General features: G+C 62.7%; 22 protein-coding genes and 1 tRNA gene. 18 read left to right on the forward strand and 5 right to left on the reverse strand.

Annotated features, from left to right (window positions below; translation table 11 throughout):
* Window positions 1-9: 9 nt before the first annotated feature.
* Entirely contained in the window at window positions 10-495 is a 486-nt protein-coding gene (locus tag R5H32_RS05600) for an autoinducer binding domain-containing protein (protein WP_318337693.1), read from the reverse strand.
* A gap of 206 nt (window positions 496-701) precedes the next feature.
* On the opposite strand from R5H32_RS05600, the gene R5H32_RS05605 reads away from it, so the two are divergent.
* From R5H32_RS05605 to R5H32_RS05625, 5 genes are all read left to right on the forward strand, one after another.
* Window positions 702-1,223, forward strand: a complete 522-nt coding sequence (locus R5H32_RS05605) for a helix-turn-helix transcriptional regulator (RefSeq protein WP_318337694.1) — start codon at window positions 702-704, stop codon at window positions 1,221-1,223.
* A gap of 169 nt (window positions 1,224-1,392) precedes the next feature.
* Window positions 1,393-2,001 (forward strand): acyl-homoserine-lactone synthase, encoded by a 609-nt coding sequence (locus R5H32_RS05610; protein ID WP_318337695.1) that lies wholly within the window; start codon window positions 1,393-1,395, stop codon window positions 1,999-2,001.
* 237 nt (window positions 2,002-2,238) lie between these two features.
* Window positions 2,239-4,647 (forward strand): endopeptidase La, encoded by a 2,409-nt coding sequence (lon, locus tag R5H32_RS05615; protein ID WP_318337696.1) that lies wholly within the window; start codon window positions 2,239-2,241, stop codon window positions 4,645-4,647.
* A 130-nt stretch (window positions 4,648-4,777) separates the two neighbouring features.
* Window positions 4,778-4,852, forward strand: a tRNA-Val gene (locus R5H32_RS05620).
* A gap of 92 nt (window positions 4,853-4,944) precedes the next feature.
* The gene (locus tag R5H32_RS05625) at window positions 4,945-6,552 is read left to right on the forward strand and encodes a DUF6538 domain-containing protein (RefSeq protein ID WP_318337697.1); all 1,608 of its coding nucleotides are present in this window, start codon (window positions 4,945-4,947) and stop codon (window positions 6,550-6,552) included.
* Here R5H32_RS05625 and R5H32_RS20970 read toward each other — a convergent pair.
* Window positions 6,523-7,095, reverse strand: coding sequence for a peptidoglycan-binding protein (locus tag R5H32_RS20970; protein ID WP_412098993.1), 573 nt, complete (start codon window positions 7,093-7,095; stop codon window positions 6,523-6,525). The genes R5H32_RS05625 and R5H32_RS20970 overlap by 30 nt on opposite strands.
* 20 nt (window positions 7,096-7,115) lie before the next feature.
* On the opposite strand from R5H32_RS20970, the gene R5H32_RS05630 reads away from it, so the two are divergent.
* Genes R5H32_RS05630 through R5H32_RS05655 form a run of 6 tightly spaced genes read left to right on the forward strand, consistent with a single transcriptional unit; the run spans window position 7,116 to window position 11,457 of the window.
* A complete protein-coding gene (locus tag R5H32_RS05630; RefSeq protein ID WP_318337698.1) occupies window positions 7,116-8,324 on the forward strand; it encodes a phage portal protein in 1,209 nt (402 codons plus the stop codon).
* A complete protein-coding gene (locus R5H32_RS05635) occupies window positions 8,321-8,644 on the forward strand; it encodes a gene transfer agent family protein (RefSeq protein ID WP_318337699.1) in 324 nt (107 codons plus the stop codon). Before R5H32_RS05630 ends, R5H32_RS05635 begins: the two co-directional genes overlap by 4 nt.
* Entirely contained in the window at window positions 8,641-10,185 is a 1,545-nt protein-coding gene (locus tag R5H32_RS05640; protein ID WP_318337700.1) for a phage major capsid protein, read from the forward strand. Before R5H32_RS05635 ends, R5H32_RS05640 begins: the two co-directional genes overlap by 4 nt.
* Window positions 10,185-10,805, forward strand: a complete 621-nt coding sequence (locus tag R5H32_RS05645) for a hypothetical protein (protein WP_318337701.1) — start codon at window positions 10,185-10,187, stop codon at window positions 10,803-10,805. Before R5H32_RS05640 ends, R5H32_RS05645 begins: the two co-directional genes overlap by 1 nt.
* Window positions 10,802-11,158, forward strand: coding sequence for an HNH endonuclease signature motif containing protein (locus R5H32_RS05650; protein ID WP_318337702.1), 357 nt, complete (start codon window positions 10,802-10,804; stop codon window positions 11,156-11,158). Before R5H32_RS05645 ends, R5H32_RS05650 begins: the two co-directional genes overlap by 4 nt.
* Window positions 11,155-11,457: a hypothetical protein gene (locus tag R5H32_RS05655; RefSeq protein ID WP_318337703.1), complete on the forward strand. Its 303-nt coding sequence runs from the start codon at window positions 11,155-11,157 to the stop codon at window positions 11,455-11,457. The genes R5H32_RS05650 and R5H32_RS05655 overlap by 4 nt, the downstream gene beginning before the upstream one ends.
* Window positions 11,458-11,465: 8 nt before the next feature.
* Here R5H32_RS05655 and R5H32_RS05660 read toward each other — a convergent pair whose 3' ends face one another.
* Window positions 11,466-12,281, reverse strand: coding sequence for an HNH endonuclease (locus tag R5H32_RS05660; protein WP_318337704.1), 816 nt, complete (start codon window positions 12,279-12,281; stop codon window positions 11,466-11,468).
* 173 nt (window positions 12,282-12,454) lie between these two features.
* On the opposite strand from R5H32_RS05660, the gene R5H32_RS05665 reads away from it, so the two are divergent.
* Genes R5H32_RS05665 through R5H32_RS05695 form a run of 7 tightly spaced genes read left to right on the forward strand, consistent with a single transcriptional unit; the run spans window position 12,455 to window position 17,939 of the window.
* Window positions 12,455-12,760: a head-tail connector protein gene (locus R5H32_RS05665; RefSeq protein ID WP_318337705.1), complete on the forward strand. Its 306-nt coding sequence runs from the start codon at window positions 12,455-12,457 to the stop codon at window positions 12,758-12,760.
* Entirely contained in the window at window positions 12,747-13,172 is a 426-nt protein-coding gene (locus R5H32_RS05670) for an HK97-gp10 family putative phage morphogenesis protein (RefSeq protein ID WP_318337706.1), read from the forward strand. The genes R5H32_RS05665 and R5H32_RS05670 overlap by 14 nt, the downstream gene beginning before the upstream one ends.
* A complete protein-coding gene (locus R5H32_RS05675) occupies window positions 13,169-13,588 on the forward strand; it encodes a DUF3168 domain-containing protein (RefSeq protein ID WP_318337707.1) in 420 nt (139 codons plus the stop codon). Before R5H32_RS05670 ends, R5H32_RS05675 begins: the two co-directional genes overlap by 4 nt.
* 1 nt (window position 13,589) lies before the next feature.
* Complete coding sequence (locus R5H32_RS05680; protein ID WP_318337708.1) at window positions 13,590-13,901, forward strand: head-tail adaptor protein; 312 nt, start codon at window positions 13,590-13,592, stop codon at window positions 13,899-13,901.
* Complete coding sequence (locus R5H32_RS05685) at window positions 13,898-14,287, forward strand: P27 family phage terminase small subunit (protein ID WP_318337709.1); 390 nt, start codon at window positions 13,898-13,900, stop codon at window positions 14,285-14,287. The genes R5H32_RS05680 and R5H32_RS05685 overlap by 4 nt, the downstream gene beginning before the upstream one ends.
* The gene (locus R5H32_RS05690; RefSeq protein WP_318337710.1) at window positions 14,287-15,897 is read left to right on the forward strand and encodes a terminase large subunit; all 1,611 of its coding nucleotides are present in this window, start codon (window positions 14,287-14,289) and stop codon (window positions 15,895-15,897) included. The genes R5H32_RS05685 and R5H32_RS05690 overlap by 1 nt, the downstream gene beginning before the upstream one ends.
* Window positions 15,898-15,950: 53 nt before the next feature.
* Window positions 15,951-17,939, forward strand: a complete 1,989-nt coding sequence (locus tag R5H32_RS05695; RefSeq protein WP_318337711.1) for a hypothetical protein — start codon at window positions 15,951-15,953, stop codon at window positions 17,937-17,939.
* A 12-nt stretch (window positions 17,940-17,951) separates the two neighbouring features.
* Here R5H32_RS05695 and R5H32_RS05700 read toward each other — a convergent pair whose 3' ends face one another.
* Window positions 17,952-18,953 (reverse strand): hypothetical protein, encoded by a 1,002-nt coding sequence (locus R5H32_RS05700; protein ID WP_318337712.1) that lies wholly within the window; start codon window positions 18,951-18,953, stop codon window positions 17,952-17,954.
* Window positions 18,946-19,542, reverse strand: coding sequence for a hypothetical protein (locus R5H32_RS05705; protein ID WP_318337713.1), 597 nt, complete (start codon window positions 19,540-19,542; stop codon window positions 18,946-18,948). The genes R5H32_RS05700 and R5H32_RS05705 overlap by 8 nt, the downstream gene beginning before the upstream one ends.
* Window positions 19,543-19,613: the final 71 nt, after the last annotated feature.

Consider the following 19,613-nt stretch of genomic DNA (forward strand, 5'->3'; position numbering starts at 1 on the left):
GTCCGCGTCTCAGCCGTGGGTCAGGTAGATCGAAAGCTGCTTCAGCGTCTCATGGACCGAGGGGGAGAGCTTTTCGGCCGTCGCGGTGAGACCGTGCAGTTCCGCGAGATCGGCGGCGAGTCCGGAAATCTCCGCGTCGGTCGGTTCGCGGTCAGAGCGGGCGAAGCTTGCCATGCTGCGGGAGCCTTCCGCCGTGTAGGCGACGCAGACCCCGAATCGCAGCCCATGCGCTGCCGCCTGCTCTAGAACTCCCTTGTCGTCGTCGTCGGCCAGGTCGCTCCAGCGGATGGCACCGGTATGCTCGAATCCCCACCGCACGGTGGGGTCGTGCAGCACCAGTCCCTTGCGCGAATAGGTGTCGAGCCAGTCCCTCTCGTAGGACTGAAAAAGATAACGCGGGGCGGTGTACTTGACGTGAAGGGCAATTGCGAAGCCGGCCGGGCTCGCCTGGTGGAGGCGGGTCAGAATCGCGCTGATCTTTTCCTGCCTTGCCATCGGGCCCTCGTACGCACGACTTTCATCCTTACACGTTCCATGTCATACCGCAATTGATGGTACAACTCTGGGGAGCTTTGCAGAAGGCAAATCCCCGCGCGAGACAGGAAGTTGCTACGATGTCAGGCCCGAGGGAAGGACGCGAGTTTTCCCTTCTGGCTCCAGCCGGGTATTACATCGCGTTGCGCGTTGGTTTCGCGTTTCCCGTGGCCGAGCACAATGCGCTGCCGGAGGCTTGGGTCGCTCTCTACACCCAGCGCGGCTACATGCTTTACGACCCGGTGGTGCGCTGGTCCTATGAGAACTCCGGCGCCGCTCGCTGGAGCGAGATCCCGCTGCCAGACCCCCGAAACGTTTTGGCTCAAGCCGCGCTGCACGGGTTGCGTTACGGCGTCGCGATCGCTTGTGCTCCGTCGGGACGGGAGGGCCAGCGCAGCTTCGGTTCCTTCGTGCGGAGCGACCGCGAGTACGAGGACGAGGAAATCGAGATCCTGCAGTCCAAGCTCCTGCGCCTTCACGAGGCGACCGCGCCGCCGAACAATCTCACGCGGGCTGAGCTCGAAGCCCTGTCGATGGTGCGCGACGGCCTCTTGCTGAAGGAGATCGCCAATCGGCTCGGCGTGACCGAGGGCGCGATCAAGCAGCGCCTGAAGAGCGCCAAGTTGAAGCTGGACGCCAAGACCTCGAGCCAGGCGGTCTCGGTGGCGGTCGGATACGGGCTGATCTGAAGTCTCGGAGCTGTCTCGTGTCGGTGAAACGGACTTTACCAAAACCCAAGTCGCGGCGCGCTCTCCCTATGGGGGAAAAATTTTCTTCAGCTCTCCGATAACGTTTCATAAACCTTGTTTCGTGGTGCCTAATTTCCCCGCCATTAGGAGGGGCAAAACCATGCAAAACATGCACAACATCACGTTCGACATGTCGGAACTGCATCGTCACGGCACCGCGTTCTACGACTACCTGAAGCTGCGCAAGCAGTTCTTCGTGGACACGCTCGGCTGGGATATTCCGCACAACGACCTTGTCGAGATGGATCAGTACGACAATCCGCTCGCGCATTACTCGCTGGTGCTGCGCGACGGGGCCGTCGTGGGCGGGGCGCGGACGATGCCCACGACCTCGCACTGGGGCGGCCACACGTACATGCTGCGCGATGCGGTGGCCGGAAAGCTCGCCGACATTCCGAGCCAGGTTCTGGGCCTTGAGATCGACACGCCCCGGGTCTGGGAGTGCACCCGGCTGGTGATGTCGGACGAGGTGCGGTCGCAGGCCGACCGCGCGCGGTGCCTGTCGCTGATCGTCGAGGGGCTGGCCGACGTGGCGCGGCGGCACGGGGCGCAGGAGTTGATGTCGCTCTCGCCCGTGTCGCTTATGCGGGCCCTCAGGCAGCTCGGCTGGCAGGCGGACCGGATCGGCGAGCCCTACTGCAATCCCGGAGACGGGCGAAGATATGCGGTCCTGAGCATGCCGGCGGAACGCTCGGCACGCGCGCCGATGCCGCACTAGGGCGGGCTTCGGAACTGGCTTCCGGGCGCGAAGGGAGGCGCGACCCGGCAGCAGTCCGCGGATGGGCAATCTTGCGTTCTTGCCCTTGCCGTAAGGGCGGGGCATTGTGCGGTCATGCCGGACGAGCGTCCGGTTGAAGCTCTTCGTGTGCCTACTTAGATAAGGCGCTGAACGGGGAATGCCGGTGGCCGCCGAAGACCGGGGCCGGAGCGTTCCTGCCATGAACAAGGAAAGCGCATGACTGATATTCTTGCCTCCAGCTACCCGGTGCTGCCGCTGCGCGACATCGTGGTGTTTCCGCACATGATCGTGCCGCTCTTCGTCGGGCGCGAGAAGTCGGTGCGGGCGCTGGAAGAGGTGATGCGCGAGGACAAGCAGATCCTGCTGTCCTCGCAGATCGATCCGACGATCGACGATCCGACCACGGACGGGATCTACCGCGCGGGCGTGCTCGCCAACGTGCTGCAGCTTCTCAAGCTGCCCGACGGCACCGTGAAGGTGCTCGTCGAGGGCAAGAGCCGGGTGCGGATCGTCGAATTCATCGAGAACCCCTCCTACTTCGAGGCCAGCGCCGAGGCGCTGACGGAGCTGCCGGGCGATTCGGCCTCGGTCGAGGCGCTCTTGCGCTCGGTCGCGGCGGAGTTCGAGCGCTACGCCAAGATCAAGAAGAACGTGCCCGAAGAGGCGCTCTCGGCCGTGGTCGAGGCGCGCGAGCCGGCGCGGCTCGCCGACCTCGTGTCGGGCCATCTCGGCATCGAGGTGAACCAGAAGCAGGAGCTTCTGGAGACGCTCGACGTGGCCGAGCGGCTGGAGAAGGTCTACGGGCTGATGCAGGGCGAGATGTCGGTCCTGCAGGTCGAGAAGAAGATCAAGTCCCGCGTCAAGAGCCAGATGGAGCGCACCCAGCGCGAGTACTACCTGAATGAGCAGATGAAGGCCATTCAGAAGGAACTCGGCGACGGCGAGGACGGCCAGAACGAGATCAACGAACTGGCCGAGAAGATCGCGAACACGAAGTTCTCCAAGGAGGCCCGGGACAAGGCGGAGGCGGAGCTGAAGAAGCTCAAGTCGATGTCGCCGATGTCGGCCGAGGCGACCGTGGTCAGGAACTACCTCGACTGGCTCCTCAGCCTGCCCTGGGGGGTGAAGTCCCGCGTCAAGAAGGACCTGAGGAAAGCCCAGGAAGTCCTTGATAACGATCACTATGGCTTGGAGAAGGTCAAGGAGCGGATCGTCGAGTATCTCGCCGTGCAGCAGCGCAGCCAGAAGATGAAGGGACCGATCCTCTGCCTTGTCGGGCCTCCGGGCGTCGGCAAGACCTCGCTTGGCAAGTCGGTCGCGAAGGCGACGGGGCGCGAGTTCATCCGCATCTCGCTCGGCGGCGTGCGTGACGAGAGCGAGATCCGCGGCCACCGCCGGACTTATATCGGCTCGATGCCGGGCAAGATCATCCAGTCGCTGAAGAAGGCCAAGACCACGAACCCGCTCATCCTGCTCGATGAAATCGACAAGATGGGGCAGGATTTCCGTGGCGACCCGGCCTCGGCGATGCTCGAAGTGCTCGATCCGGAACAGAACAACACCTTCATGGATCACTACCTCGAGGTCGAATACGACCTTTCGAACGTGATGTTCCTGACCACGGCGAACAGCTACAACATGCCGTCGCCGCTTCTGGACCGGATGGAGATCATCCCGCTCGCGGGCTACACCGAGGACGAGAAGCGCGAGATCGCCAAGCAGCACCTGATCCCGAAGCAGGTGAAGAACCACGGGCTGAAGAAGACCGAGTTCAAGCTGACCGATGGCGCGTTGCAGGAGATGATCCGCACCTATACCCGCGAGGCGGGGGTGCGGAACCTCGAACGAGAGATCTCGAAACTCACCCGCAAGGCCTTGACGAAGATCGTCAAGAAAGATGCGGACAAGGTCGAGGTGACGCCAGAGAACCTCGAGGACTTCCTCGGCGTGAAGCGGTTCCGCTACGGGCTGGCCGAGAAGGAGGACCAGATCGGCGTCGTGACGGGTCTGGCCTGGACGTCGGTCGGGGGTGACCTCCTGTCGATCGAGGCGCTGAAGCTCCCGGGCAAGGGCCGGATGAAGACCACCGGCAAGCTCGGCGAGGTGATGAAGGAATCGATCGACGCGGCGTCCTCGTTCGTGCGTGCGATCAGCCCCGAGATCGGCGTGAAGCCGCCTCTGTTCGAAAAGATCGACATCCACGTCCACGTCCCAGAAGGCGCGACCCCGAAGGACGGCCCCTCGGCCGGCGTGGCGATGGTAACCTCGATCGTTTCGGTGCTGACCCAGATTCCGGTCCGCAAGGACATCGCGATGACCGGTGAGGTTACGCTCAGGGGCAACGTGCTGGCGATCGGCGGGCTGAAAGAGAAGCTTCTCGCCGCGCTCCGCGGCGGCATCAAGACGGTGTTGATTCCCGAGGAAAACGCCAAGGACCTGCCGGAGATACCGGACAACGTGAAGGCCGGCCTCGAGATCATCCCGGTATCCCATGTCCGCGAGGTCCTTCGCCAGGCGCTGGTCCGCACCCCGGAACCGATCGTCTGGGACGCGGAGGCCGAGGAGGCCGCCGCGAAGGCCGCGCTCTCCGACAAGGGCGAGGGCTCGGGCGCCACGGCGCACTGAACCGAGGCTCGTATGGGGGCAGACGGGGCCCGCCGCGTTGTTCGCGGCGGGCCCCGGTTTTTTCCGGGAGCTGCGAGGTGGGAAGACCCCTTGCGAAGGTCGGCGAATGCGTTTAGGAACCCGGCCGGACGGGTGATTAGCTCAGTGGTAGAGCGCTTCGTTCACATCGAAGATGTCGGGGGTTCAAATCCCTCATCACCCACCATCCTATCTCTTTGATATGAAAGAAAACCCTTGCAGCGCAGGGGTTTCTGCCATTTCGTGGTTACAGTTTTGGTTACAAACGGTAGGCGGATCATGGCAGGCAAGGTCAGGCATTTGGTGAATCGGTCCGGGCGCTATCACGCTCGCATCGTGGTCCCGAAAGAGCTGCGCTCGGTGATCGGCAAGACTGAGCTGCGGCGGCCGCTCGGTGGCGACTACCGGCAGGCGATACGCATGCTACCTAGCGCCGTGGTGCAGCTTCAGCACCAGATCGCACTCGCAGAGCGCCAGATCGTGTCGACGAGTTCCACGTCGCGCCCCGCTCGCTACCAGCTCGCGCCGGACCAGATCGCGCTCAGTCACTACATGCAGCGCCTCGCGTTCGACGACGAGCTTCGCAACTATGCGCCCTATGCGAGCATTCCTGTTGATGACCTATTGGTGGCGCGGCTGCGCCGGGCCATCGCCGGAACACTGAGCGACGAAGAGCTGGCAGATCTGGTCGGCGATCAGGTTGAGCGGTTCCGCGCCGCCGGCAACCTCTCTGCGGAACCCGGCTCCGACGAATGGCGCGTCATCGCCCGTGCTCTGTGTAGCGCTGAGCTGGAGGCCCTTGAGCGGGTCACTGAGCGCGACGAGGGCGATTTCACCGGGCAGCCCAAGGCGCCCATACTTGCCAATGCACGGCCCCCGGAGGAGCCACGGGAGCCGGTCAGTCTTAAGAAGCTCTGGGATGACTACGTTAAAAGCCGCACCCAAGCCGGCTTCATGAAGGACGGCGGCAGTCGCCAGGCTCCGGTCATCAAGAGCTTGCGCACCTTCCTGAAACACGACGACGCGCGGCGGGTGACGAAGAAAGACCTACTGGCATGGCGCGATCACCTCATGACGACGCTCAGCGCGAAGACGGTGAACGATATCTACCTGTCGACCGCGCGTTCCTTGTTCTCGTGGTCAGTCGAGAATGAACGTCTTCCTGAGAACCCGGCTGCGACGGTCCGGCAGCCGAAACCGCGCAAGGTGAAGGGCCGCGAGAAGGGGTTCACCGACGAAGAGGCGCTGGCCGTCCTGCGGCTCTCACGGTCCTACGAACCGAATGCGGATCAGTGGGGCTACGTCCGCGAGAAGGCGCATCTCGTCGCGGCGAAACGATGGGCGCCGATCCTCTGCGCATTCACCGGCGCGCGGATCAGCGAGATCACTCAGCTCCGGAAAGAGGACGTTCGCCAGGAGGGGGATCGGTGGATCATCCGTATCACCCCCGACGCCGGCACCGTGAAGGCAGGGGGCTATCGCGACGTTCCTCTGCACCGTCAGATCATTGAAGAGGGCTTCATTGACTTCGTGAAGGCTGCGAAGCCCGGCCCCCTGTTCCACGGCGGCACCGATCCCAAGGATTATGCGATGAAAGCGATGCGGATATCAAACCAGATCGCCGATTGGCTGCGGAAGAGTGGGGCGATCCCCGACGACATCGATCAGCCGAACCACGCCTGGCGGCACCGCCTCAAGACGAAGGCGAGCGAGCTAGGGATCGACTCGCGCGTGATCGACGCCATACAGGGGCACGCTGGCCGGACGGCCGGTGATGACTACGGCGACGTGACGGTTACGGCCAAGATGAGGGCCATTGATCAGTTGCCGTCCCAAGCGGTTACTAAGCACCGACCTTTAGCAGCGCCCATTGGGACTACTTGCTAGCGCCTGCGCAGTCGCCGGCCCAAATATCCCGTCGGGTATAAGACCGTAGGCTCGCTGAAACCTAATCAAGGCTCGTTTGGTGGCGGGACCGTTGATTCCATCTGCAAAATTGGCCGACAGGCCAGAGCAGTGGCGCTGTAGCTGAATTTGCAGGTTCAGGACTCGCACGGCCGGCTGCGTCGATCGAACCCCAGTGCACTCCCGAGAACGGCTGCCGAGGTCGCACCGCAGCCGGTTACGGCCATCCTGCGTTCGAACCATCTCCGAAGGCTCCCGATGACAATGGTATGGCTGGCTTCCGCCATGACATCCGCTCGCATTCAGCCCTCCTGAATGCGCATATAAATCGCCCCCTGATCCGAGTGGCAGAAGCGAAACGATTGCGGCGAGCAAGAACGATGGCTGTCTTAAGCAATACATCGCGGGCCCCATGTAATTGAGAGGCGGAACTAACTCAAAACCTTCGCACGACAGAACTGGTGTCGAAATCGAACCCCACGCGGATAGGACTATTAACAGTTTGTGAAGCAAAATCCAAACCATCCCGAACTGGTTTGGACCTCATGGCCTTCGACACCTTCAAGGACAGGGTGAAGGGCGCTCTCGGATTCAAGAACGAGCGCAAGACCTTCACCCTGACCGCCCCCGAAACTCTCGCGCTCTTCGGCGTGATCCCCTCCGCGACCAGCCTTCAGATCGGGCCGGGCACCGCCATGCGCGTTCCTGCCGTGGCCTGTGCCGTCTCGCTTATCTCAGAAACCATCGGCGCCCTACCTGCCAAGCTCTTCGAGCACGAGACCAAGGCCGCCGCCCGGATCCATCCCGCCTATCGCCTAATCCATGACGAAGCGAACGAATGGACCTCTGCCGCGCAGCTCCGCACCCAGCTCACCCTTGACGCCCTGACCCACGGCCACGGCTACGCTCAGGTTGTCCGCGTCGGCGACGGCACGCCGTTCGAACTGCACCGGCTCGACCCGTCCAAGGTGCAACAGCGCGCCGAACCGGACGGCGAGCCGTTCTTCTTGGTGCAGGGCGAGCGCGGTCAGGTCCGCTTCTCGCATACCGAGATCCTGCACATCGAAGCCTTCGGTGGCGTCTCGCCGATCACGCTCGGCCGCGAGGCAATCGCCCTCGCGCTCTGCTTCGAGACCTATATGACGAGCCTCTTCGCCAATGGCGGCCGCCCGTCCGGCATCATCAAGTCCGGCAAGGTGCTCGACGTCGACGCGAAGAAGAAGCTCGCGGCGAGCTGGTTCAACACCCATTCCGGCCGGAACGCCGGCGGCACCGCCATTCTCGACGAGGGGATGGACTATCAGCAACTCTCCATGACGCTCGCCGACAGTCAGTTCGCCGAGAATCGCCTTGAACAGATCCGCGAGATCGCGCGCGTCTTCCGCGTCCCGCCGACGATGCTCTTCGAACTCACGCGCGGCACCTGGTCGAACACTGAGGAAATGGCGCGCCAGTTCTACACGGTGACGCTCAAGCCGTGGCTCGCGGCGTGGTCCTGGGCCTATGCCCACGTCCTTCTAACGTCCGACGAGCGCCGCGAGCTCTACGTCGAATTCGTCACCGACGACCTCCTGACCACCAACGCCGCCGCACGTGCGACCGCCTATGGCCAGTATCGCAGCATGGGCGCCATGACGGCGAACGAGGTGCGGAGCGGTCTCAACCTGCCGCCGCACCCGGAGGGCAGCACCCTGCAGAACCCCTACACCACGACCGGCGCCCCCGCCGCGCAACCCGAGGACACCCCGGAATGATCTCCCACACTGCCTTCTTCGGCGACCGCGAGCGCACGTTCGCCCTTACCGACGAGATGATCCGCGAGCTTGAGCGTCTGACCGGCGTCGGGATCGGCGCGCTCTACCTCCGCGCCGTCGCGATGCAGTTCGCCATCGCCGATATCGTCGAAGTCATCCGGCTCGGCCTGATCGGCGGCGGTGCGACCCCGGAAGAGGCGCAGCGGCTGACGCACACCTACGCCCGCCGTCGCCCCATCGCCGAGACCTTCCCGCTCGCGCTCGACATTCTCGACGCCCGTTGGAACGGCACACCGGCGGGATCCGAGGTGACGGCATGACCGAGCACCTGGAGCTGAAGGCCGCGCTCGCCGTCGACGACGCCGGCACGATCACCGGCATAGCATGGCCGTTTGGTTCGCCGGATCGCGTCGGCGACGTAATCGAAAAGGGCGCCATCACCGCGCCCGCTTCGCTGCCGATGCTCTTCGCCCATGATCAGGGCCAGGTCATCGGCGTCTGGGACCAGATCGCCGAGACCGACGACGGCCTGACCGTGAAGGGCCGGCTCCTGATCGACGACGTTTCCCGCGCCCGCGAGGTTCGGGCGATGATCCGCGAGAAAGCCGTGACCGGCCTCTCGATCGGCTTCGTCACCAAGTCGGCGAAGCCCCGCCAGCGCGGCCGCACGATCACCGCGCTCGACCTCCACGAAATCTCTGTTGTCGCCGTCCCGTGTCATCCGGGCGCGCAGATCACGTCAATCAAGGCCGCTGATGACACGGCAACCTCAACACAGGAAAGAACCATGAGTGAAGACCCCAAGACCCCGGTCGCGAACGCGCCGGAGATCGACACGAAAGCCTTCGACGAGATCAAGGCCCGGCTCGACAAGATCGAAGCCAAGGGCAACCGCTTCGGCGTCACTGTCACCGGCCCCGAGGGCGACGGTGCCGAACGCAAGGCCTATGAAGCCTATCTGCGGCGCGGCGTGGAGCGGATCAGCCCGGAAGAGATCAAGGCGCTGACCGTCTCGACCGACGCCAGCGGCGGCTACCTGGCGCCCGAGGAATTCGGCAACGAGCTGATCAAGCTCCTGAACGAGTATTCGCCGATCCGCAGCTATGCGCGCGTCGTGCAGATCAGCGCCCCCGAGATCAAGTATCCGCGCCGCGTCACCGGCACGTCGGCGACCTGGGTCTCGGAGATCGCCGACCGCTCCGAGAGCGGCATGACCTTCGAACAGATCACGCTCACGCCGCACGAGCTGGCGACGTTCACCGACGTGTCGAACGCGCTCCTCGAAGACAACGCCTACGGACTCGAAGCGGAGCTTCTGTCCGACTACGCGGAATCCTTCGGCAAGACCGAGGGGCTGGCCTTCGTGAAGGGCACCGGCACCGGCCAGCCGACCGGCATCATGACCGCCACCGGCATCACCGAAGTGACGACCGGCGTGGCCGATGACTTCCCGGCGAACCCGGCCGACGTGCTGATCGGCATGTTTCACACCATCGCCACGACCTACGCGCAGTCCGGCGTCTGGATGATGAATCGCAACACGCTCGGCACGATCCGCCAGTGGAAGGACGGCAACGGCCGCTATCTGGTTCTCGATCCAATCAGCAACGGCGCCCCGTCCACGCTTCTCGGCCGCCCCATCGTCGAGATGCCCGACATGGACGACATCTCGGCCGGCACCAATCCGATCCTCTTCGGCGATATGTCAGGTTACCGGATCGTGGATCGCGTCGGCCTCTCCACTTTGCGCGACCCGTTCACGCTCGCGACCAAGGGCCAGGTTCGCTTCCACGCCCGGAAGCGCGTCGGCGCCGATCTGACGCACCCGGATCGCTTCGTGAAGCTGAAGGTGGCCGTGTAATGACCCTGCCCGCAGCCCACGGGATCGTGCTATCATACAACGGTGGCACCGTGCGACTTCGACCGACGCTGCGGGCAGCCATAACCCTTGAACGGCTGCACGACGGGTTTGCCGGTCTCTTCCGGCAATTGCGCGATTTCAACATGACAACGATCACCGCCGTGATCGAAGTCGCCGCAACCGACCACGGGCAGGTCCGCTCCCTCCGCGCCACGGTGGAAAATGCGCCGCTCAAGGGTTTCTACCAGAGCGCTCAGGCACCGCTCGCCGCCTTCTGCCAGGCGCTCATTCCGACGCCGCGCAAGGCGGACGAAACCGCACCTGTTCCGGCCAAGCCGATGCCCTGGGCCGAGGTCTACCGCGAGCTTTACCGCATCGCGACGGGCTGGCTGCAATGGCCGCCCGAGACCGCGTGGAATGCGACACCCGACGAGATAACCGAGGCCTTCGACGGCCTCTTGGCGAAGCTAAAGGCTATTCATGGCGCGGCTGACGAAGACCGTGATGACCGCACTCAAGAGAAACGTGATCGGAACCTCGCGGCCGGTCTCGACCCCGAATTCGACCGCGAGGGGCTGCGTGCCCTCAAGGCCAAGATAACCGAGGGCCGACCCCGATGACGAGCACGACGCGCCGTCCGCCCCATCTCTGCACCTGCGGAAAGGTCGTGCCCCACGGCACGCTCTGCGCCTGCCAGGTGGCCAGCCGCCGCGCCCGGAATGCCCGGCACGACGCGCGCCGGCCCTCTGCGCGGCAACGGGGCTATGACCGGCGCTGGGAGAAGGCACGGGCCGACTTCCTCGCCCAGCACCCGTGCTGCGCCATGTGTGAAGCACCGGCCACCGTGGTCGATCACGTCATCCCGCACCGTGGCAACGCCCGGCTCTTCTGGGATCCGACGAACTGGCAATCGCTCTGCGAGCACCACCACAACAGCACCAAGCAGCGCCAGGAACGCGAGGGTCAGCCATGAACCCTTATGCCTGCGCGAACCTCTGGCGCGAAGTCCTTCTGCTGACAATCAGAGATGCACTCTTCGGTGTGCGTCAGGGTAATCTCAAGAAGCCGATGCGGATCATCGAAACGAAGGCCGCGCGCGACTTCCTGACCAAGCCGAGCCGGGATTTCGATATTGTATGTGCCTTCGCTGGCATCGACCCCGACGCTGCGCGGGAACGGCTGAGTGCGGCGATCAGGAAAGCGCCGCCTCCTGAAGAACTACTGAGCGTGAGTGCTGCGCCGGGAAGACCCCGTAAACGGAGGCAGAAATGACGGCTATTCTACGGCCGATCGTTGCCCTCTATCAGGTGAACGTAGGCAAGCATCTCCTGATTTCGGACTTCGGCATCTCGCCCGAAATGTGCCCGGCGGTGGCAGTTCGGGCAAAGAGCGATCATGAACCGCGGATCGTCAGGGCCTCCATCGGTCAGCCGGCGAATGTGGTGGGCTTCCAAGAACGGCTCACCCTTCGCAGTGACAAAGGGTGCTCCGTGTCCGCAGTCCTCGCACTTGCCCTTCGCGCGGGCGAAGACGTAGCTCCGTATCACCCTGCTACGCTCAAACACATTGGCGGCACGCTCACCTCGCGCCGGTTCGGCCCGCGACGCGGCCAGGGCTCTTTCCCGAAGCGCAGCGAGAGAACCTTCGATCGTCGGGATTGCTTCTGCTTCCACTGTCTCAATCACAGATTCCAGTGGCCGCAGCTCGAAGACGATCGCGTCGCGCATGTTCCCTTCGGTATCTGGCGCGCGCTCAATGTGGTGGCCCTCATAAACAAACTGGCCGTCGAACCTGTAGCCTTCTTTGGTCTGTGCGAACAGCAACAAGTCCTTACCGTTCTCAGCGTGTTCCCGGATCGCCTTGTTACCTGCCCGCATTTGCATGTCGCCGCGCTGCCCCTCGCCGAAGTATTCGAACACACCGTCGGACCTTCGGCGATCGGAATACCCGTGCGCCTCACCCTTCTCGCCGGTGACGATAATGACCAGGTTGTGCTCGGCCGGCGTGATGATCCCGCCCTGCTGCTGGCCCTTAAAGCGCGCGTGTATATCCGCGCGACGGTTGTAGGTTCGACCCTTCTCAAATCCCCACGACATATTTCTTTCCGTTCTCTGTCTGCCTCACCGCGCACCATCTCCGCTTCCCCTGCGGAAGTCGAGATGGAGCATAGGGGGGTAGTTGTTGACTTTTCGTTAACCAAGGGGACCGGCGCGGGGACAACCGCACAAGAGAGACCGAATATAACTTTTCCGACCAAGGACGCCTGCCAATGATCACCGCGACCCCGCTCGCTCTTCTGAAATCGCACCTGAACGTCGATCACGACCTGGACGACGCCTTGCTCGAGCACAAGCTCGCGGCGGCCGAGACATGGGTGACGTGCACGATTGAACCGACCTATCTCGGCGGCGGTCTTCCCGCGCCGGTAACGGAAGCGATCCTGCAGCTCGCCGCGCTCTGGTATGAGCAGCGCGAGGCGGTGGCCATCGGCGTGTCGGTCGCGCCGATCCCCTTCAGTGTTCATGATCTTCTGCGCCCCTACCGTGAAGCGGTGACTGGCCATGTCGCTCAGTAACCAGTCGCTCGCGCTTCAGAAGCGCCTCAGGGAGATCCCGGCGGAGATCCTGGACGACCTTCGTCCGGTGCTGATCAAGAGCGGCGAAGAGATCGCGGACGGGATGCGCGCCCTCGCGGAAGGCTCCCGCGACACCGGCGCGCTGATCGACTCCATCGCCGTCACCGGCCCCGGCGAGACGACGCCGGCCTATGCGGCGGGCGGCGGCAAGCGAACCGCTGGCGCGAACCAGGTGCTGATCACCGTGGGCAACCCGGACGTGCGGTATGGCCACATGGTCGAATTCGGCACCGTCAGCACCGAGGCGAAGCCCTTCATGCGGCCGGCCTTTAGGCTCGCCCGTGCGCGCGTCACGCGCCGGATCACGCGCGCCATCGGGCAGGCGGTCCGCCGTCTCGGAGGCAAGGCATGATCGAACCGAGCCTTGCTTACCAGACCGCAGTTCGCGCGGCGCTGATCGCCTCGCCGGACGTGTCCGCCCTTGTCCCGGTCGACCATATCCGGGCCGGCTCTACGCGGCCGGACAAGTTGCCCTGCATCATCCTGGGCGACGGGCAGACCGAATTCCTTGGCCGTGCGTCGGGATCGCAGTTCCTCGCGCGCGTGTCTCTCACGGTTCATATCTGGGCGATTGAGGACGGGGCCGACACCGCGAAGGCCATCGGCTTCGCCGTCTGCAATGCGCTTGCCGACGCACCGGCCACCACCGGCTTCGCCATCGATGAACACGCGATGCCGAGCACGATCTGGATCCGCGACCCCCAGCCGGAACGCACCCATTGTCACGGCGTCGCTCAACTCGAAGCCGTAGTCCGGTGGAGCGTCTGACATGCGCGCCGGCACACTCGACCGCTTCATTTCCATCGAACGCCTGACCGAGAACGTCGCGGCCTCTGGCGCCGTGTCGACCACCTGGACCGAGATCGCCGCGGTGCGCGCCGAGTTGGTGCAACAGTCGGAGACCGAAGCCCTGACCGGCTTCGGCGAAGGCGAAACAACTTCGGTGATCTTCCGCATCCGCTACCTGCCGGGCATGACTCTGGCGGATCGTGTCATCTATGCCGGCAGCGCCTACGGCCTTCAGGAGATTGCCGAGATCGGCCGCAGGCGCGGCCTTGAGCTGCGCGCGGCGAGGCGATGACCCACCTGCGCGGCATCAAGCCGGCTCTGGCGCCTGATCGCGAACCGCTGACCAAGGTTCCGCCGGTGCCGAAGCACCTGAGCACCCATGCGCGCGAGGAGTGGCGGCGGATCCTGCCTCGCCTGATCGAAGATCGGATCATCACGAGGGCCGATCTGGGCGGGATCGAAGACCTCTGTATCGCGCGCGGCTATGTCCGCGAGATCGAAGCGATGCGCCGGCAGGCGGGTGGTCCGCCCGACAAGGTGCTCTTCGGGATGCTGAACCGCGCCATGCAGACCGCGCGCCAGCTCGCCGCCGAATACGGCCTTTCGCCGACTTCGCGCGCCCGTGTGGCGAGCGGTGCCGCCGACGATGACGATGACAACCCGCTGGCGGTGACGTGATGGCCGCGAGCACTTACCCGTCGTGGATCTTCGACGGCAGCGCCATTCCCGACCCGTTCGGATACGGTGACCGTGCTGTGCGGTTCCTGCGGATGCTGAAGCACCCGAACTCGTCGGCGCCTAAGCGCGCCTTCCAACTCTATGACTGGCAGGAACGGATCGTTCGCCGCATCTACGGGCCGCGTCATCCGGACGGTCGCCGGATCGTGAAGAACGTGTTCCTCCTGATCCCGCGCGGCAACCGCAAGACGTCGCTCGCGGCTGCGCTGGCGCTGCTGCACACCATCGGCCCGGAACGTGTTCCGGCCGGCCAGGTGATCTTTGCCGCCAGTGACCGCGAACAAGCCGGGATCGGCTTTCGCGAGGCCGCGAACATCGTGCGGATGGACAAGCGGCTGATCGCGGCGACACGGATCTATGACGCCCACAACTCGGCCAAGAAGATCGTCTTCAAGGTCGACGACGTGACGCTAACCGCCGTCTCAAGCGATGGCGGCGCGCAGCACGGCAAGACGCCGAGCTTCACCCTGATCGACGAGATCCACGTCTGGAAGGGCCGCGACCTCTGGGAAGCGCTGAAGAGCGGCACGTCGAAGATCGACGACAGCCTGACCGTGATCGCGACGACCGCCGGGCGCGGCACCGAGAACCTGGGCGCAGAACAATACGACTACGCCCGGCGCGTGGCACTCGGCGAGATCGACAACCCGGCCTTCCTGCCGATCATCTTTGAGGCAGGCGCTAACGACGACTGGCAGGACGAGGATCTGTGGCACCGCGTTAATCCCGGCCTTCGCCACGGCTTCCCTAGCCTCGACGGCCTGCGGACGCTCGCGAAGGAGGCCGAGCACCGGCCGTCAGATCGCTATGCCTTCCTGCAGTTCAACCTGAACGTCTGGCAGGCGCACAGCCGCGATCCGCTCTTCGAGATGGCAACCTATGACGCCCGGTGCTTCGACATCGACCTCGCCGACCTCGAAGAGCTGCCGTGCTGGATCGGCGTCGATATGTCGGTGAACGGCGACCTGACCGCCATCGTCACCGCCTGGCGGCACCCGGACGGGCAGATCACGATCTTCCCGTGGTTCTTCCTTCCCGGCGACGACCTCAAGGCGCGCGGCGAGCGTGACGGTGTTCCGTATGAGCGCTGGCGTGATGAAAGGCATATCGAGATCGTCGAAGGTCCGGTGATCAACCCCGAAGCCGTCGAAGACCAGATCCGCGAACTCTGCGCCCGGTTCGACGTGCAGGAGGTTGCCTTCGACCCCCATCTCGCGCGCGTCACGATGCAGCGGCTCTTCGATGACGGGATCCCGACCGTCGAAATGCGCCAGGGACCGCTCACGATGGGGCCGGCCATCGGAGATCTGGAAAGGACCGTCAACGGCAGGATGATCCGCCACGACGGCCACCCGGTTCTTCGCCATCACTTCGACAGCGTCGTGGCGAGCCGGAACGACACCGGCCTTGTCCGAATGCACAAGGGCAAGAAAACCGATCGCATTGACGGCGCCGTGGCCGCCGCGATGGCCGTGTCGCGCGCCTGTGCCGCCGAAACCCAACTCTCCGCCTATAACGCGCCCGAAGCGGACGGGCTTTTTACATTCTGAGGTAGCCCATGAACTCCGCACTCCCCGGTCTTGTCATCGATGTCGAAGCCCGCGTGGATAAGCTCGAAAAGTCGCTCGCGAGGGCGAACGCCGCGCAGCGCCGCGCCTCCGATCAGATGGAGCGCCGGGCGAAGCAATCGGCCGACAAGTTGCGCGATACCTATGGCAAGGCCGGCGACGGCATCACCGCGAGCTTTCGCAAGTTGGGGGCGCTGAGGGGCGGCGGGCTCGTCGGCCTCATCGGAGGCGCGACCGTCGCCGGACTGGTCGAGACGGCCAGGAAGGTGAACGAGGTTGCGCTCGGCATTGCTGAGATCGGCGACCAGGCGAAACGTGCCGGCGTCTCGACGAAGGTGTTTCAGGAATGGGCGCATGTCGCTCGGCAGAACCGGATCGGCGTTGACGAGCTGATCGACGGCCTGAAGGAGCTGAACCTTCGCGCCGACGAATTCGTCATCACCGGCAAGGGCAGCGCCGCTGAGGCATTCGCCCGTCTCGGCTACAGCGCCGAGGAGTTGAAGACCAAGCTCGCGGATCCGTCCGCCCTCATGCTCGAGATCGTCGGGCGCCTGGGTGAACTGGACCGCGCCGCGCAGATCCGGATCGCCGACGAGATATTCGGCGGCACCGCCGGCGAGCGCTTCGTCGAACTGATCGATCAGGGCGAAGACGGCCTGCGCCGCACCATCGACCGGGCGAACGAGCTTGGTCTCGTCATGAGCGACGACCTGATCGGGAAGGCCGACGAGATCAATCGGCGCTTCAACGAGATCAGCAACACGGTGGGGATGACCCTGAAATCGGCCATCGTGAGCGCGGCCGACAGTCTCGCCGACTTCCTCGACGGCTTCCGGTCCTTCGAGAACCAGCGCAACGAGTCGCTTCAGAACCGCGTGAACGAGATCATCCGCGAGAAGGTCGAGACGAACCAGCGCCTGACGGACGCGCGTTCCGGCAACCTGCCCGAGCGGAGCAAGAACCGCGTGGTCGCGCAGATGAACCAGCGGATGCGCGAGCTGGACGACGAGGAGAACCAGATCATCGGCGTCCTTCAGGATCGCACCGAGGCCACCTGGAGACCGTCGAACCGCACCTGGACACCGCCGGCATCCGGCACGGGCACCGGCAGCGGAGCGGCGGGCGGAGGTAAAGGCGGATCGTCCCGAAGCGTCGACGACTTCGCCCGTGCTGTGGCGTCGATCAAGGACGAGACGGCGGCACTTCAGGCCGAAGCACTCGCGATGGTGGCGGCTGCGGCAGCCGGCGATGACTACAGTCTCGCCGTCGCCATCGCGCGCAAGGAGGCCGAGCTGTTGAACGCGGCACAGCGCGAGGGAAAGCAGATCACGCCCGAGCTGCGCGCCGAGATCGAAGCACTGGCACGCGGCTACGGCATGGCGACCGAGGCGACTGCGGAAGCCGAGGGCGCACAGGACCGGCTCAGGGCCGCGCAGGACGACGTGAAGACGGCATTCGATGGCGCGTTCACCGGCTTGATCACCGGGGCGCACAGTTTCCACGACGCGCTCGGCCAGATCCTCGACCGGCTGGCCGAGATGGCCGCGAGCAAGCTCTTCGAGATGGTTCTCGGCGGCAGTATGGGTGACGGCGTGACCGACTTCCTGGGCAAGATCATCGGCTTCTCGAACGGTGGCTACACCGGGGCGGGCCGCAAGCATCAAGTCGCCGGTGTCGTCCATGCCGGCGAGTATGTGATGCCCAAGGAGGTTGTGCAGAGGCTCGGCGTCGGTAGCCTTGCAGGACTCCATGCGGCGGCCCTACAGGGCTATGCCGACGGTGGCCTTGTCACCCCCTTGCCGAGCCTCACCATGCCCTCTCTGGCGCCCTCTACGCGCGCCAGGCATGGGGATCAGAACGTGACCATCTCCGCACCCATCACCGTCAACGGCTCGGCCGGCACACCGGAGCAGAACGCAGATCTGGCGCGGCGGATGGCGCGCGAGATCGAAGGCACGATGCGCGGCGTCGTGGTGGACGAGCTGCGCCGGCAGATGCGACCGGGGAATCTGCTCAAAAAATAACCGCCGGCGACATCACCAATCTTCGAATTCTAGAATATCTTCGAGGTGCTCAATTGATACGTTTGAGCTTATATGCTGCTTCCAGAACTTTTCTCGAAGATCATGTCGACCTGACCCAATCCATTCCACCACGCGAATTGATTTACCATGAGCATAGTTTGACACCAGATCGTTTAGATGGCTATCGTCGCCAGAGTATCCGAACAATACCACTTCGTCCGACTCCTTTATCGCGCGATCAAGAAATTCCCAATACACATTTAATAACGGTGATGCCGTTATAACTTCCGGCTTGTGCTCAACACTTGTCAACACAAGATGTGGACTCTCCGACAGAATCCGGCCTTCAACTTTCTTTCTCTGAATCTTGACAGGGTTCCCTTTAACGTCATCGCAAAATATTGGCGACCCGTGAAGGTGAAGATACCACGAAAATTCTGCCGTTTTTTTGCGAAACAAATTGTTTCGGCTAAATCTACGCTTCTTAAAGCCATCAAGCAGTAACGACTGCTCGCCACCCATAAGTCCAGAATTTTGGAGTGAGTTATACAAGAGTCCATCATAATTGAGGGTCGCAACATGTGATTTGGATTGTTTAATGAAGGCTGCAAATTTTTCTGAAAATGCCCCAGGTAATACGACTGGCTCTCCTCGTTCATCCCTTGCATCAAATATCTCACATGCAACAGCATAGAGATATTTCTTTATCGCACCAGGAAATTGCTGTCCGTCTGGGGACAGCCAGTGCTTCTCATCAGCTAACTTGATACCGTTCAACACGTCACACGCCGCAACCGCCCGCTGCAATACGCTAAGGTCATTTTCTTTTGACGGACCATTGGGGCGCTCACTTGGAATGCAACCCGATATAAGTTTCTTTATGGTAGGCGAAAGTAGTGTTTCAGATTCCCAAACCGCCGCAAGAACCAAGGTCAAGTCATAGGCGGGAGGATGTAATGCCATCCCCAAACCGTTGCCAAAAACTATAGTCTTTCTGGTCGCTGCGTTACTCAAGATCAGACACCATGTTATTAATTTTCTTGAGATCTGTTTTAGCAATTATACTTGTTGAGTTGGTAATTTGACTTTCTGAGTAAATGCGTCCTGCCGCCAAATCTGCAAAATAAAATTTCGAATTTGCAAGCGCGCTATTCTTATAGGCCTCCCTTTGCAAGTAACAGGCAACCGCTCCATATTTCTGAGTTAGCTCTGGCTTTTGATTTGCCCAAATTGAATAAACATGAATTCCGCTCGAGTCTTCGATGGAAAAAAGTGGATCAAATACAATGGCAATTCCGCCAGTAAAGAATGTGTTTGTCTTTTTTTTATTAAGAATAGACATATTCTTTTTTTTGCCGAATCGCTTTATAAAGTTTTCATAGGCGGCCGTGTTGTAGGTTTGTTGACTGGGACTCGAGGAGGAGAGGAGAATATCATTAATCTCGTCATCGCTCTTACCATCGATATACGCTGCAATTGCCTTCGAAAGAGTCCAGTAAAAATCAAACCCTCCCGTCGAGCTTAGCTTTTTTTGAATCTCTGATATTTGCCTCCCGGTATCTAAGAGGCACAGTTTTATGTATGTAGATAACGAAAACTTCATCAGTCGCACCCTTGATCATCTCGCGCCGACAATGTGCTGAACTGACGAACGAGTAAAGACCGAAAACAACT

The sequence above is a fragment of the Defluviimonas sp. D31 genome (genome assembly GCF_033436765.1).
Lineage (GTDB): Bacteria > Pseudomonadota > Alphaproteobacteria > Rhodobacterales > Rhodobacteraceae > Albidovulum.